The organism is Nocardia sp. NBC_00881 (genome assembly GCF_045207455.1).
GTDB lineage: Bacteria > Actinomycetota > Actinomycetes > Mycobacteriales > Mycobacteriaceae > Nocardia.
This window is the reverse complement of sequence record NZ_CP108798.1, coordinates 2188414-2203078: the sequence shown is the minus strand read 5'-3', so window position 1 is coordinate 2203078 and position 14665 is coordinate 2188414. Positions and strand designations below refer to the sequence as shown.

Below are 14665 nucleotides of genomic sequence, written 5' to 3'. Positions count from 1 at the left end.
CGGCTCATACCGAAAGGATGGTGCAGGCACTGATGCCGGGCGCCCCGTACACATGGGTGAACCCGACCTTCGGAGCCCCGGGCACCTGCCGCGCGCCTGCTTCACCACGTAACTGGGTGACTATCTCGTGCACCTGACGCAGCCCCGAGGCGCCGATGGGCTCGCCGTTGGCGATGCAGCCGCCGTCGGTATTGACCGGTAGCCGCCCGCCGATTTCGGTGGCACCCACGGCGATCATGGCCTCCTGCTCTCCGTGCGCGCAGAAACCGCACTCGGCCATGTGCATGACCTCCGCACCACTCTCGGTGTCCTGTAGTTGGGCGACATCGATGTCGTCCGGTCCGATCCCGGCCTGTTCGAACGCCGCTGCGGCCGCGTCCGCGCTCACGCTGGTCGGCTCGCCCGTGCCCTGGATCGCGGGACTGAAGACCTCGAATGAGCCGAACCGACGCGTGCGATGACTGATCGCACGCAAGTGAACCGGTCGCCCGCCGAGTCGTCGCACCACCGACGCACCGGCGACGATTACCGCCGCGCCTCCTTCGCCCGGAGAACAGAACATGTACTTGGTCAGTGGATCGTTCACCATCTCCGCGGCGGCGATCTGTTCCGCCGATATCGGCTCTTGCCGCCAGGCGTTGGGGTTGCGGCTGCCGTTGCGGTAGGCCTTCTCGGCGACCTTTGCCAGCGTGGCGGAGGAGATCCCGTGTTCGCGCATGTAGCGGCCGATCTTGGCGCCGAAGAATTGAGTGGTGACCATCAGCCCTGCCGCGCCGTAGCCCTCGGGCAGACCCCAGTCAGCCGGCCGGGGGTCGAACGCTCCGCGTGGGTGCTTGTCGAAGCCGACGGCCAGCGCCAATTCGGCGGCACCGGAGCGCACCGCGTTGACCGCAGAGAACAGGGCGCTACCACCGGTAGCGCAGCCGTTTTTGACGTTGGTGAACGGTATCCCGGTGAAACCCAGTTCGGCGACGAGGGTGTCGGCAAGCCCCGAGCCATCGCTGCCACCGAAGGCGACCTCGATATCCGGCCAAGTCAGACCCGCGTCGTCGAGCGCGGTGTCGATCGCCGTCACCGCCATCTGCCGACCGGTGACGCCGGGTTGTCTGCCGAACCGGGACAGTCCGCAACCGATGATCGAAACTGGCTGTGTCATCGGGCCTCGCTCCGCTGGGTGGATGATGTGGTGAACCGGGGAACCGGGGCGACCGCGACGAGTCGCACCGGCGCCCCGTCGAGATCGGCGAAGTCTTGGCAGTCGAGTACCGCTTCGACCTTGATCCCCTCGGGAAGTTCGACGTATCCGACCGCGAATGGCGAAAAACCTTCGGCAGGAACGGCATACGGTGGCGATTTCGGTGGGAACCGCTGCACGGTGTAGGCCCAGACCACACCCCCGCCACTCAACGCGAGCGGGATGGTCGTCGGCTTGGCGCAGCGTGCGCATACCGCACTGGCCGGATAGCCGACGGTGCCGCACACCGTGCATTTGCTCCCTTCCAACACCGGAGTCATCGGCTCACCCATGTCTTCATCCTTTCGGCGTCGCCTGAGAGACCGAGAATCAGCGACCGACCCACTTGGGTTCGCGCTTCTCCAGGAAGGCGTTCACACCCTCGCGCGCGTCCTCGGACTGCAGCGCGTTGCCGACGGCCAGGTGCTCCATCACCATCAGCGACTGGATATCGGCGTCCAGGCCGCGGTCGATAGTCATCTTGGTGAGCCTCATCGCGAACGGGCTCTTGTCGACGATGGGTGCGATGAAATCGGCGACCAACTGGTCGAGTTCGTCCGCCGGGACCGAGGCGTTGATGAGATCGAAATCGACGGCCTCCTTGCCGGACAGCAGCTTTCCGGTCAGCATCAATTCCTTGGTCTTGCGAATACCGATCATTCGGGGCAAGCGGTAGATCGGGCCCGCGCCACCGAACAGTGCTCGCCGGATATGGAAGTCGCCGATCTTCGCGTCGTCGGCGGCGACCGCGAAATCGCAGGAGATCATCAGCTCGAACCCGCCAGCGGTGACATATCCCTCCAACACCGCCACGGAGGGGGTGTTCATCGAGTAGAGGCGATCGCACACTTTGGCCGAGAGCACCGCGACGTCCATCGCATTGGTCTTGCCGACGTAGTTGTCGCGCAATTCGTCGAGGTCGAAGCCCGAGCAGAAGGTGTTCGCGCGGCCCCTCAGGACGAGGACCTTCAGATCTGGGTCGTTATCGACCTCCGCGATGATCTCGTCGAGCCGGTGCAGCAGTTCCACGGTGACGGCGTTCTTCTTGCGCGGGCGATTGAGCCACACGCGGGCGACATCGCCGTCCTTCTCGAGCACGATGTGGTCGGTGTCAACCATCTTGACCTCTTCCAAGAAATTGAACTGGATTCAATTCAGTTGTACTCGGCCGGAGGGGCAGCCGTCAATACGGGAGTGACTGCCCGTTTCCCGCTTGTCGATCTGCCCTTCTCACAGGCCGATCAGGGTGGCGATCCTGGCCCGATGGATACGGGCGTCGCCCTGCGCCGCTTCGTTCCCCAACGCCCTGCGGAAGTAGGAGTGTGCAGGGTGCTCCCAGGTGAAGCCGACACCGCCGTGTAACTGGACGGCCTCCGTCGCGGCATGCACAGCAGCATCGGTGCATACCGCGCCCGCCACTGCGACGGCCAAGCGTGCCGAGTCGGGATCCTCGGCGTAGACGGCGGCGGCGTACCGGGACGCCGATCGGGCGCGTTCGAGCAGGACCAGTAGATCGGCCAACCGGTGTTTCACGGCCTGAAAGGACCCGATGGGACGACCGAACTGGTGACGATTTCGTGTGTACTCCACCGTCAGCTCGAGCAGTCGCTCCACGATGCCGGTGTTCTCACAGGCCAGAGCGAGTGTCGCCAGGTCGTGCATCCGCGATGTCACCGCCTCGGTCGCATCCGGCTCCGTGAGAACGATGGCCGGACAGCGGCGCACCGTCACATCCGCTTGTCTCCGGGTCGGATCGAGCACTTGTCGTTCTGTTCGCACCGCGTCCACGTCGGGGCGCAGGGCAAACAACCGGCGTCCATCGAGGCTCGAGGCGGATGCCACGATCACGTCGGCGGTGCCACCGCCCGCCAGGTGGGTGACCGTGCCGTCGACCGACCATCCCCGCGGGGAGCGTTGTGCCCGCAGATCGTCGGTGCTGGGGTCGAGTGCACTGACTGTCGCCAAGGAGCGCCCTGTGAGCACGTCCGGAAGTGGATTGTTGTCAGCAGGATCGGCCTGTAGGAGCGCCTGCGCGCCGAGGACGGCCGAGCTGAAAACGGGCTCGCATACCAACGCTCGCCCGCATTCTTCGAGAACGATCGCGAGCTCGGTCGTGCTGTAGCCGAGGCCACCGCGTTCCTCGGGGATCGCCAAGCCGGCCACCGACATCTCGTCGACGAGTAGCTGCCACAGCTTCGGCGAGTAGCCGAGATCGGACAAGGCCGCTGCGCGAACCTGCGCCATCCCGCTGTGTTTCCCTAGCACGGCTCGGAGTGAGTCGCGCAGGGCCGTTTCCTCGGGAGTGGGTGACAACGCGGCCGGTTCGGAACGAGGCCAGGGAACTTCGGCGGTGGCTACTGATGTCGAAGGCATGATCCTCCGGTCGAGTTGAGTTCAGTTCAATACTTCCGAGGATAACCGTTCCGGTCCTCGACAAGAAGAGGTTTATTGAACTAAATTCATTTCATGAGCTACGTAATCGAGGACTACTACGCGACGGTCGACAGCGGCCGACTGCGTGCCGCGGTGTCCTTGTTGGCCGAGGATGTCGAATTCGCGATGATCCTGCCCACCGGCGTGAACCGTGGCCGTGGTCGCTCGGCCATGCTCGACTACCTGAGCGGCAGGCCTGAGGTGACCCGCAAACACCGGCTGCTGCGGGTGGCCGCCGACGGTGATGTGCAGTTCGCACACGGGGCGGTCACTGAGCACGACGCCGTCACCACCGGATACTTCGTCGGCGTGATGCACATCGGCCTCGACGGCCGAATCGATCGCTACCAAGTCTCGTTCAGTGCGGACTTCGCGCTATTACCGACGCAGTCCACGAGCAAAGGTGCGCGGCAATGATGGCGACGACAGTGCCGGTGCTTGCTCGGTGGTTCGAATACATGGATTCCGACGACCCGGACCGGGTGCTGGATATGATCTCCGACGATTTCGCGATGTCGGTGCAGTTCTCGCAGGGGGGCGGGAAAAGCGCCGAGTTCGTGGGGGACCGGAGCGGGCTGATCGGCTATCTCGCGCAACGGGAGAAGAGCACCCTCGTGCATCACATCGACGTCGGTGCGGTGGTGGGCCGGCATGAGCTGGTGCTGGGCCGGACCACCAGGGCGGGGGCATTCGAGGCGTCGTTCAACGCATCGGCGCAACTGGACGCCGACGGCAACGTGCGGCGGCTGCTCATCGCGCGCACTCCGGAAGTGGCTTTCGCCCACTGACGGGTTACCGCGGCCGGCAGCTCGGGCAGTACAGCGCTGCGCCGATCACCTGCCAGTCCTGTCTGTTGAGCCAACGACGGACGGTGTCGGGCAGCTCACCGGATTCGGTGGCCACGTCCAGGTCCCCGTAGAGCAGTGGACCGTCTCCGCAGATGACGCAGTCGAGCGCGACCGGGCACCGAGTGGGCTGGCATCGCGCGCAATGCTGGTGGGTGCGCAGCTCCTCGGGCCCGCTGGGGTCGGGGTAGAGCCAGGTAACCATGAGGTCTTGGCGTTGCCTGGCTCGTTGCCGTTCATCGTCGGGCAGCCATCCGCAGCTGGGACAACGGGTGCGGCTGTGGGTCGCGGCCCGGCTGTCCATGCGCCGCAGTGAACCGGAATTCTCTCGCGTCGCCGCGAGTGCGGCGCCCGAGGATGCTTCGTCGGGCTGGCCCGATGCGGGCGGATACGGGTCGAGCAACGCCATGGCTCGCTCCTTCGCGCAGGCAATGCGTCGCCGTGTCGCAGATCTCCTTTTGTTCCCGCCATCCCATGACGCCATTCGGTGGAGGCGGGATCTACTCGGCGCAAACCGACGGTAACCTGCCCCACCGCAAATTCCGACGAGGCCGCGCCGAGACATCTGGAACCGCATCCAGGGCTTGCAGTCGGTGCGGTCAAGTGGAAGGAAGCACCTCGCGGCGGAGTCGCGCGGATGGAGCGGAGAAAGCCTCGAGCGATTGACCAATACCACTTCACTGTGGTCTGAATTGCCTGATTTGTCGGAAAGTGCTGGTAGTGAAGAAGTTTAGTTCCCAGAAGTGGCAAGCCGAAAGCTTGTGATGTGACGCACCATACTCAAGACTGCTGCGCAAGGCGACAGTGAAACCCGTTATCCATTGCACGCTACTGACCAGTAGCATCGTGGGTGAGTTGATGTATTCTACTGGTCGGTAGCTTCGCATATGGGCCGCTGGCTAAGTCGGGTAATCGAGATCACGTGAGGACAAGCAACTTTGGAGCAGCCGAATAGGCTGGTCGTGCGGCCGGCCACGCGCGACGATGTGACCGACATGGTGCGTGTGCTCAGCGCCGCCTTCGCCCATGACGATCCGATCGAGGACTTCGTCTTCCCGGATGAGGGATCGCGTCATCGTCGTGCTCCGCGGATGTTGCGGCTGTTGATCGAGCACCGTTTCCTGCCCGTGGGCGGTGCTGAGGTGGCCCTCGTCGACGACAAGTTGGCCGGTGTGTTGCTCTGGTATCCGGCTGGATACCGGACAAACCCCTTGCGCGAGCTCCTCTTGGGCCCCCAGCTACTTCTCGCGATGGGTACCGCGGTGCGACGCGGTATTGCCGTGGACACTGCTCTCGAGCGAACGGCACCAGCGGAACCTCATTTGTGCTGTGTCTATCTCGGCTGCGACCCCGGGCTGCAGCGCAGCGGTGTCGGGCGCGCGTTGTTCGGATCGTTTGTAAAAAGGTCCGACGCGCAATCGGTTCCGTTGTATGGACTGTGTAAGGATGCGAATGTCGACTACTACCGTGCCTTCGGCGTCGAGCCGGTGGCGAAGACGGTCTTGGGCCGCAATGGTCCCGTGATGAATGTGGTGGCTCGTCAGCCACTGCGCAGTGCTGACCCGTAGCGGGGCCGGCAGCGCGTCTCACATTCCCTCGGGGGGAGAATTTTTCCGAGTTCGACCGAGGAAGTTGTTGTGTCCGATATTGCAATCATCGGTATCGGCTGCCGGTACGCCGGCGGCATCGATTCCCCCGAATCCTTCTGGGAATTCATCGTCGGTAAGGGCGACGGCGTAATGGAAATTCCCGCGAGCCGTTGGGATTACCGCCGCTTCTACGACCCTGATCGGCGTACACCCGGCCGGATGTACACCAAGCGTGCGGCTTTCATGACCGGTGACCCGTGGGCGTTCGACCCGGACTTCTTCGGCATCTCGCCGCGTGAGGCGGCGGCGATGGATCCACAGCAGCGCCTCGTCCTGGAGGTCACCTGGGAGGCTTTCGACGACGCGGGGATCGCCGGGCGGGTCAATGGCGCACCGCTGGGCGTCTACGTGGGCGCGTTCACCATGGACCAGCTGGGCGTTTCGGTCGGCGGCCCCGCGCTGCCGTTCGTCGACATGCATACCGCCGTCGGTGCCTCGTACACGATGATCTCGAACCGGATCGCCTACGCGCTCAACCTCGTCGGCCCTGCGATCACCGTCGACACCGCATGCTCGTCATCGCTGGTCGCGGTGCACCTGGCCTGCCAGGCCCTGGACAGCGGCGACTGCGAGGTCGCCGTCGCAGGTGGTGTGACCGTACTGGCCGAGCCCGAGCCGTTCGTCTCCATGTGCAAGGGCGGCTTCCTTGCCGCCGACGGCCGCAGCAAGCCCTTCGACGCCGCCGCCGACGGTTACGGCCGCGGGGAGGGCGCCGGCATGGTGGTGCTCAAGAAGCTGGCCGATGCCGAACGCGCTGGTGACCGAGTCTATGCGGTGATCAAGGCGACCGGATCCAACCAGGATGGCCGCACCACGGCGATCACGGTGCCCAATGCCGATTCGCAGGAGGCCTTGGCGAAGCGGGTGACCCACCGCGCCGGCATCCGGCCGCACGAGATCACCTATGTGGAGGCGCACGGCACCGGCACCCCGGTCGGAGACCCGTTAGAGCTGCGGGCGATCGGCCGTGCCTATGGTGCCGTCGAGGGCCGCACCACACCGCTGGGCGTCGGCTCGGTCAAGGCTCAGCTCGGCCACACCGAGGCCGCGTCCGGCATCGCGAGTGTCATCAAGTCGGCGCTGGCGGTGTCCAAACGGACCATCGCACCGCAGGGTTGGCTGGACACACCGAACCCGGAAATCCCCTTCGACGAACTCGGCATCCGGCTGCAGTTGGAGGTCGAGGAGGTCGATCCCGAGGTCGAGCGGATGACCATCGCGGTGAACGGATTCGGCTATGGTGGCACGAACGCGCACGCGATCCTGCAGGAGTTCTGCGCGCAGGAGGTGCGCGATCGGCAGCCGAAACACTATGGGGTGCTACCGATTTCGGCGCGTAGCGAACAGGCCGTGCGAGATCTCGCCCGCGGTTTCGCCGAGCGAATCGCCGACGGCGCCGACCCGGGGCGCCTCGCAGAGGCGGCGTGGACCCGGCGCAGTCACCATCTGTTCCGGGCGGGGATCACCTTCGGCGACGACATCGAATTGGTGCGCGGGCTGGTCGAATTCGCGGGCGGTGCGGGCCGGGTGAGCCGGACCGTCACCCGCGAGGTGCCCGAGCCGGTGTTCGTGTTCACTGGTATGGGTCCGCAGTGGTGGGCGATGGGCCGCGATCTCCTGCAGGCAGGCGGCACTTTCGCCGCGGAGGCGAAGCGCATCGATGCAGTGTTCCGGGAGGTGGCCGGCTGGTCGATCGTTGAGGAACTGATGCGGCCTGAGGAGGAGTCGTGCGTCACCACCACTGCGGTGGCACAGCCCGCGAACTTTCTCGTGCAGGTGTCGCTTTACGCCATGCTGGAGGAATTCGGCATCAAGCCTGCTGCGATCGTCGGCCACAGCGTCGGTGAGGTGTCGGCCGCCTATGTCACAGGCATGCTGTCATTGCGCGATGCCCTGCTGGTCAGCTATCACCGCGCCCGGTTGCAGGCCACGACCGCCGGATCCGGCGGCATGCTCGCGGTGGGACTGACCCTGGCCCAGGCGCAGGAACTCATCGAGGGTGACGCCCGGGTCGATATTGCGGCCATCAACAGTCCGTCGGCGGTCACCATCGCCGGTGAGGTGTCCCGCCTGGACGAGATCGCGGCGTCAGTCACGGAACAAGGCGTCTTTGCCCGTCGATTACAAGTCGAGGTGCCGTACCACAGTTATCTGATGGATCCCATCCTGGACGAGCTGCGCTCCGTTTTGGCGGATCTGCGGTTGTCGCAGCCTCGAATCCCGGTGTATTCCACCGTCACCGGTGCGCGCGTCAACGAGGCGGATTGGGATGCCGATTACTGGTGTGGGAACGTCCGGCAAGCGGTGCGCTTCGCCGACGCGATCACCGAACTCGTGCGTGCGGGCAGTCGCGTGTTCCTCGAGGTCGGCCCGCATCCCGTGCTGGGCGCAAACATCCGCGAGACCCTCATCGCCGCAGGCGAAACCGGAACGACCGTCGCCACCCTGCACCGCAAGCAGTCCGATGCCGACAGCATCCGACAGACCATCGGCTGCCTGTACAGCGCCGGAGTGCTCGATATCGATGCGCTGTTCGTCGATCTGCCGTCCCCGACACGGCATATCGATCTGCCGGTCTACCCGTGGCAGCGAACCCATCTGCGCAGCGACATTCCGGCGTACCAACGCAAGCGGCACGGCACGCCGAACGCGTATCCGATGCTGGGCGACCAGGATCCGGACGACACCTCGATGTGGCGGCTCGAGCTGGGCATCGAATCGCTGCCGTGGCTGGCCGACCATGTGGTCGGCGGATCGCGGATCCTGCCCGGAGCAGCATATCTGGACGCGGCACTCAGCGCAGCGGTGCTGCGAACCGAGTCCGCGTGCGTGGCGGTCGAAGACGTACGCTTCGTCGCACCGCTGGTCATTGATGAGGGCGAGACGCCGATCATGGAGTTCGACCTCGAGGAGTCGACCCGGCGCTTCACCATTCGGTCGCGCGATGTGGCGGGTTCGGTCTGGACGATCAATGCCATCGGACGGCTCGTGGAGGGCGTTTACGAACCGGCCAAGATCGATGTGCCCGACGACGAGTCGATGCTGGAGATCGATCCCGTCGATTTCTACGCAGGCCTTGCGGCGCACGGGCTCGACTACGGGCCGACTTTCCGCCGCGCGACCTCGATCCGTCTCTCCGGCTCGACGGCCGTCAGCACCGTGGACGGCACCATCGCCCGTCACGCCCGGCATCCAGCGCACCCGGCCGTTGTCGACGCCGCGCTGCAGAGCGTGGCCGCGCTGCTCTCGGGCGGCAGTAAACAGGGCGGTGCGATGGTTCCGGTCACGGTCGGTGCGGTGCGGTTGTTCGCATCGCTCCCCGAGAGGGTCACCGTGGTGGCCCGCCTCGACACGACGGACGAGCCGACGGCGGATATCGAGCTGCTCGACGCCGACCACAACCTGTGCATGCAGATTGTCGGGATGAAGTTCGGATCGATCGCACCGCGACCAGGTCCGATGCAGCGCATGATCGACTTCTTCTATGAGGATCGCTGGGAGATGCGCGAGCCTATCGATCACGCCGCGCTCCCGACGACGGACGGTCTGTGCACCGTGGTCGTCGCGATGGACTCCGCAGCTACCGCGCGTGCCGAGCAAATCGCTCGGATCACCCGCCCGGACGTCGATGCCGAGGTCCCGGCTCTGATCGTCACGGGTGATCCATCCCGCGCGGATCTGGAATCGGTAGTGTCCGAAAGCCTGCGGGCGGCAATGGCGCTCCGGGGTGTCGATCGTCTGCATCTTGTGGTAGTCGCCGGCTCGAGCTACGACGATATGGACAACCTCTGGACCCTGCGCCGGATTGCGCTGGCAGCGGAACGGTTCCTCGACTCGACCGCGGAGAATTTCCTCGACGCCTGGCTGATGGAGCAGGGTTCCGAAGGGAATGTTCTGGGCGACGGTACCTTCTATGCCTCTTTGGTGACTGAACACGCGTACACGCACCCGGAGGGTGATGTCGCACCGAATCCGAGCCATGCCGCGCTGGCGGGCGCCCGGCGTGCGTTGCTCAATGAGCAGACTCGGTTGCGGTGGCGGCTGATCGACGTCGAAGCAGACGTCGCGGATGCGGATCTGGGGGCGGAACTGACCATTCCGGGAGCCTTCAGTTTCGACCATGCCGATGAGGTGTTCCTGCGCGACGGTTTGCGCTGGACCACCGTGGTGAGCCGGACGCTGCAGAATCGTCTGAACGTGCTGGACGAGGCCGAGGTGCTGATCGACTCGGAAGCCGATTTCCGGCTGGAAATTCCCAAGACCAAGACCTTCTCGCGGCTGGGCTGGCGGCGCAGCGATCGGCGCGAGCCCGGCCCGGGCGAGGTGGAGGTGCGCATGGCGGCCGTCGGCCTCAACTACAAGGACTCGCTGCGAGTCATCGGCTTGCTCGGCGAGCGTGAACTCGGCGACACCTTCTTCGGCACTGTGCCGGGTATGGAGGGTGACGGCACCGTCGTCCGCCTCGGCCCGGGTGTCACCGGATTCGAGATCGGTGACAAGGTCAGCTTGGCGTGCAAGGGGATGATCGGCCGATTCAACACTCTCAGTGTGGATTTGGTCTGGCGCGTCGGCGACGGGTTCGAACCCGGTCGATGCAGCAGTTCCACCTCGTTCGTCGCCGCCGAGCACGCGCTGCTGGAACTGGCCCGGCTCCAGCCGGGGGAGACGGTGCTGGTGCACGGCGCGGCCGGCGGTGTCGGCTCGGCGGCGGTGCAGATTGCGAAACTGCATGGCGCACGGGTGATCGGCACCGCGAGCACACCCGAGCGTCGCACCTACGTGTTGGATCAAGGCGCCGACCATGCGCTGCAGTCACGGTCGCTGAACTTCGTCGACGATGTTCTCGAACTCACCAACGGTCGAGGCGCCGATGTGGTGATCAGCTCGGCGCCCGGCGAGATCGTGGTCCAGAACTTCGCCGCGGTCGCGGAATTCGGGCGCATCATCGAGGTCGGCAAGGCCGACATCTATTTCGGCGGCGTCCTGGAGCTGCGGCACTTCGACAAGAACGTGGCGTACTTCTCGTTCGACCTCGACCGGATGATGAAGCTGCGGCAGCACAAGGTCTTCGATTTCGTCAAAGCGGTCAATGGCAGGCTTTACGACGGCACCTACCGGCCGCTGCCCTTCGACACGTTCGGCACCGCCGATGTCGCCCAGGCGTTCGAGGAGGTGGCGCGATCCACTCGGATCGGCCGCGTCGTGTTGCGGATGGACGAGGAGGCACCGCATGTGCGCCCGCAGATTCCCGATGTCGTCATAGACCCAGACGCTCAATACCTGATCACCGGCGGTTTCGGTGGGTTCGGGTTGGCGATCGGGCGCTGGCTGGTCGGTAAGGGCGCGCATCGCCTGACGCTGCTGGGACGCGCAGGCGCCGCCACGGAGGAGGCCCGGCAGCAGCTGGCCGTCTGGGAGCAGCAGGGAGTCGGGGTGACCACGGAGCTGGTCGATGTGACCGATGCGGTGGCCGTGGGTGAGGTGATAGCGCGGGCGCACCGGCCTGAGCATCCGCTGAAGGGCATCTTCCACACGGCGGGCGCGGTAGACGACAAGCGGATCGGTGTGATGGATCGCAACAGCTTGGCCAAGGTGTTCCGACCTAAGCTCGACGGCGCGCGGGCCTTACACGCCGGTGTCGTGGCGGCCGGTGCACAGCTCGAGCAGTTCGTCCTGTTCTCTTCGGGCAGCGCCATATTTGGTGGTATCGGCCACTACTCCTATACCGCAGCCAATATCGCGGTGAACGCGTATGCCGAAGCCCTCGCCCGCGAGGGGGTCAACGCGCTGGCCGTCGGCTGGGGCCATATGACCGGGGCCGGTATGGCTGCGGCCGACGAGAATCTTGCTCGGTACCTGGTCACCACGGGATTCGACACGATCGAGATGGACGATGGTCCGCGATATCTGGAGGAAGCATTGCGACTCGGCGTCAGCCGGGTCGACATTTTCCCGATCAACTGGCCCCGGGTCGCGGCCACGGGACCTCAGCTGGCACTGACCGGCCGGATCGAGGCCATGATCGCTGCGGCGGCGCAGAACGATTCCGCCGCGGCACGGTTGCGATCCGAGCTCGCCGCCCTCGACGAGGCCAAACGCAACGAAGTGGTCACGCACATGCTCGCCGAGCAGTTGGCCTCGGTGATGGGTGTGGCCGCCGAATCGATCGACCTGACTGTGCCGCTGCCCGAATTGGGCCTGGATTCGCTCATGGCGGTGGAATTCGGTTCGCTGGTCACGCAAACCCTTGGTGTCGAATTGATTTCACTGAAACTCGGGCGTTCATTCAGCCTGAGGCAAGCCGGCGCGAAGGCCGCGGAGGTAATCGTCGAGGGCGCCGGATCGCACGGAGCTCCACACACATCGGTCGGTGCTCCGACAGTGACCGAGGTGTCGGCATGACCGAGTCTGCGCGCGACTTGGCGCGAAAGCTACTGGCAGGCAGCAGCTCCGGAAATCCAGCGGCTTCGCCGCTCACGCAGCATGTCCGGCCGGTGGCGCAGTCCCGTTCGCGTCGCGGGCCGGGACGCCAGTTCGCCGATCATCCAGACGTGGTGGCGGCCGTGCAGAAGCGGGCGATGATTGCGTCATTGTATGAGCAGACTCGGCTGGTGAATCCACTGTTCCTGCCACGAACGGGGCCAAATGACACGGTAATCCACGTCGCGGACCCGAGAATGGCGGACGTGGATGTCGTGAACTTCAGCGCTTACAACTATTTGGGGTTGGCCAACCATCCGCGGGTGGTCGCGGGCGCCAAGTCGGCCCTGGATCAGTTCGGTGCGTCGGCGTCGGCCAGTCGCATCGTCGCCGGGGAGATCCCCCTCTACCAAGAGCTGGAACGCCGCCTTGCCGACATCTACGGTGTCGGCGACGCCATGGTGACCACCAGCGGTTACCTCACCAACGCTGGTGTGATCGGATTCCTGCTCAGGCAGGGCGACGTCGCGATCTGCGACACGCTTATCCATGGCAGCGTCATCTCCGGCACCCAATGGTCCGGTGCGCGGCGAATCAGCTTTCGCCACAACGACCCGGAGTCGCTGCAGTCGGTGCTGCGTACCTCCCGCACCGGGTTCGACCGTGCGCTGGTGGTGCTCGAAGGCCACTACAGCATGGACGGCGCCGTCGGCCGCATCGACGAATTGGCCGCCATCGCAAGAGAATACGACTGTGCGGTGATGGTCGACGAGGCCCACTCGTTCGCGGTCTTCGGTGACAAAGGCCATGGCATGCGCGAGTATTACGGTCTTCCCGGTGATGCCGTGGACATTTGGATGGCCACGCTGTCCAAGGCATTGGGCAGCACCGGCGGATTCGTCGCGGCCGATGCTGATCTGATCGGTGCGATGAAGTCGTCCGCCCCGGGCGTCGCAATGCTCACCGGTGCGCCCGCACCGGCGGCCATCGGCGCCGCCCTGGCGGCACTCGATGTGCTGGAGGAGGAGCCGGAGCGCCTGACCCGCCTGTGGGCGAATGCCCGCTTGTTCCATGGTGCGCTGTCCGAACGCGGCTTGAATCTCGGTGTTTCCCAAGGCACCCCGATCGTGCCCGTCGTCGTTCCTGGCGAGATTCGTGCCGGCTACGTATCCTCCAGGCTGCTGGAGAACGGCGTATACGCCGGCCTGATCTCCTCGCCCGCCGTTCCTGCTGGACAGGAACGCCTCCGCTTCTTCGTCACCTCGGAACACACGGAGGAGCAGTTGTCGACAACGGTGGATCTGCTGACGGAGACGATCGGCCAAGCCGAGAAGATCCCGGACATCACGGCCGACGGATAACCACCGCCGGCCATGCCCTTCGCGGCCCGTGGACTGCCCGCAGTCGGCGGGCCGCGAGCTTTTTCCTACTCCGGGAGTCGGATTTCGTGCTCGAGTGCGCGGGCATGGTGCCGCACGCTATTTCGTCGTGGCGGATCAGACCTACGCCCAGATCCGCGATAATACCGATCGAGAGAAAGTCTGTTCCGGCGTCACCGTGATCAGATCACACACCTCGACCAATTCATCGGGTACCGCATCGTCGAAGTGATGCAGACTCGGGGAGATCACCGCATCGACATCACAGTGCCGGGCGACGTCGATAAGTCGGCCCACCGGCTCGTCGGTGGTGGCGCCGAAGGTCAGGGTCTTGGTCAGCTCGTAGCCCAGCCGTTTCGCCAAGCTTCGCATCTGCGCCTCGTCCCAATCCTGGGACACACCTGACACGTCTTTGCGGAGATATCCCAGCGCGGATGGTTTCGCTCTCATCGGGACTCCTTTGCCACGTTCGTTGCTGAATTGGTGAAAGTGCCTGTGTGCCCGAAGCTCTCGCGGTGTTGTCTGGGTCGAGTCGATCAGGCTGAACATCTGTTGACATCATATGTTGTCAACAGCAGTTGATGTCAACATCTGGGGCGGTCACGGCCAAAACGCGCGACTCCTGCCTCGCGTGCTGCGCTTGGTCGTAAAATTCGGCGAATTGTTGGGCTCGACAACCTATTACGCGTCCAGGGTGACTGCCCA

The 14665-nt window shown here is 64.9% G+C and carries 11 protein-coding genes; 5 read left to right on the top strand and 6 right to left on the bottom strand.

Features of this window, described 5'->3' with window-relative positions:
- Nucleotides 1-4 precede the first annotated feature (4 nt).
- From OH799_RS08470 to OH799_RS08455, 4 genes are all read right to left on the bottom strand, one after another.
- The gene (locus tag OH799_RS08470) at nucleotides 5-1156 is read right to left on the bottom strand and encodes a thiolase family protein (RefSeq protein WP_406277503.1); all 1152 of its coding nucleotides are present in this window, start codon (nucleotides 1154-1156) and stop codon (nucleotides 5-7) included.
- Nucleotides 1153-1527, bottom strand: a complete 375-nt coding sequence (locus OH799_RS08465) for a Zn-ribbon domain-containing OB-fold protein (RefSeq protein ID WP_406277500.1) — start codon at nucleotides 1525-1527, stop codon at nucleotides 1153-1155. The genes OH799_RS08470 and OH799_RS08465 overlap by 4 nt, the downstream gene beginning before the upstream one ends.
- A 37-nt stretch (nucleotides 1528-1564) precedes the next feature.
- Nucleotides 1565-2353 carry an enoyl-CoA hydratase/isomerase family protein gene (locus OH799_RS08460; RefSeq protein WP_406277497.1) on the bottom strand — a complete coding sequence of 263 codons (789 nt, stop codon included), beginning with the start codon at nucleotides 2351-2353 and terminating at the stop codon, nucleotides 1565-1567.
- Between the two features lie 111 nt (nucleotides 2354-2464).
- A complete protein-coding gene (locus tag OH799_RS08455) occupies nucleotides 2465-3607 on the bottom strand; it encodes an acyl-CoA dehydrogenase family protein (protein WP_406277494.1) in 1143 nt (380 codons plus the stop codon).
- Nucleotides 3608-3700: 93 nt separating this feature from the next.
- Between OH799_RS08455 and OH799_RS08450 the strand changes: the two genes are divergently transcribed.
- Nucleotides 3701-4084: a nuclear transport factor 2 family protein gene (locus tag OH799_RS08450; protein ID WP_406277491.1), complete on the top strand. Its 384-nt coding sequence runs from the start codon at nucleotides 3701-3703 to the stop codon at nucleotides 4082-4084.
- Nucleotides 4081-4455, top strand: a complete 375-nt coding sequence (locus OH799_RS08445; RefSeq protein WP_406277488.1) for a hypothetical protein — start codon at nucleotides 4081-4083, stop codon at nucleotides 4453-4455. The genes OH799_RS08450 and OH799_RS08445 overlap by 4 nt, the downstream gene beginning before the upstream one ends.
- 4 nt (nucleotides 4456-4459) lie before the next feature.
- Here the strand turns inward: OH799_RS08445 and OH799_RS08440 are convergent, their stop codons facing one another.
- The gene (locus tag OH799_RS08440; RefSeq protein ID WP_406277485.1) at nucleotides 4460-4921 is read right to left on the bottom strand and encodes a hypothetical protein; all 462 of its coding nucleotides are present in this window, start codon (nucleotides 4919-4921) and stop codon (nucleotides 4460-4462) included.
- A gap of 529 nt (nucleotides 4922-5450) precedes the next feature.
- Between OH799_RS08440 and OH799_RS08435 the strand changes: the two genes are divergently transcribed.
- From OH799_RS08435 to OH799_RS08425, 3 genes are all read left to right on the top strand, one after another.
- Nucleotides 5451-6080 carry a GNAT family N-acetyltransferase gene (locus OH799_RS08435; RefSeq protein WP_406277482.1) on the top strand — a complete coding sequence of 210 codons (630 nt, stop codon included), beginning with the start codon at nucleotides 5451-5453 and terminating at the stop codon, nucleotides 6078-6080.
- 69 nt (nucleotides 6081-6149) lie between these two features.
- Nucleotides 6150-12563: an SDR family NAD(P)-dependent oxidoreductase gene (locus OH799_RS08430; RefSeq protein ID WP_406277479.1), complete on the top strand. Its 6414-nt coding sequence runs from the start codon at nucleotides 6150-6152 to the stop codon at nucleotides 12561-12563.
- Nucleotides 12560-13942, top strand: a complete 1383-nt coding sequence (locus OH799_RS08425) for an aminotransferase class I/II-fold pyridoxal phosphate-dependent enzyme (protein ID WP_406277476.1) — start codon at nucleotides 12560-12562, stop codon at nucleotides 13940-13942. Before OH799_RS08430 ends, OH799_RS08425 begins: the two co-directional genes overlap by 4 nt.
- 141 nt (nucleotides 13943-14083) lie before the next feature.
- Here OH799_RS08425 and OH799_RS08420 read toward each other — a convergent pair whose 3' ends face one another.
- Nucleotides 14084-14410 carry a hypothetical protein gene (locus tag OH799_RS08420; protein ID WP_406277473.1) on the bottom strand — a complete coding sequence of 109 codons (327 nt, stop codon included), beginning with the start codon at nucleotides 14408-14410 and terminating at the stop codon, nucleotides 14084-14086.
- Nucleotides 14411-14665 lie beyond the last annotated feature (255 nt).

Coding starts and splice junctions, on each gene's coding strand:
- OH799_RS08450 (WP_406277491.1), top strand. CDS start 3,701: ATGAGCTACGTAATCGAGGACTACTACGCGACGGTCGACAGCGGCCGA.
- OH799_RS08420 (WP_406277473.1), bottom strand. CDS start 14,410: ATGAGAGCGAAACCATCCGCGCTGGGATATCTCCGCAAAGACGTGTCA.
- OH799_RS08460 (WP_406277497.1), bottom strand. CDS start 2,353: ATGGTTGACACCGACCACATCGTGCTCGAGAAGGACGGCGATGTCGCC.
- OH799_RS08455 (WP_406277494.1), bottom strand. CDS start 3,607: ATGCCTTCGACATCAGTAGCCACCGCCGAAGTTCCCTGGCCTCGTTCC.
- OH799_RS08470 (WP_406277503.1), bottom strand. CDS start 1,156: ATGACACAGCCAGTTTCGATCATCGGTTGCGGACTGTCCCGGTTCGGC.
- OH799_RS08440 (WP_406277485.1), bottom strand. CDS start 4,921: ATGGCGTTGCTCGACCCGTATCCGCCCGCATCGGGCCAGCCCGACGAA.
- OH799_RS08445 (WP_406277488.1), top strand. CDS start 4,081: ATGATGGCGACGACAGTGCCGGTGCTTGCTCGGTGGTTCGAATACATG.
- OH799_RS08425 (WP_406277476.1), top strand. CDS start 12,560: ATGACCGAGTCTGCGCGCGACTTGGCGCGAAAGCTACTGGCAGGCAGC.
- OH799_RS08465 (WP_406277500.1), bottom strand. CDS start 1,527: ATGGGTGAGCCGATGACTCCGGTGTTGGAAGGGAGCAAATGCACGGTG.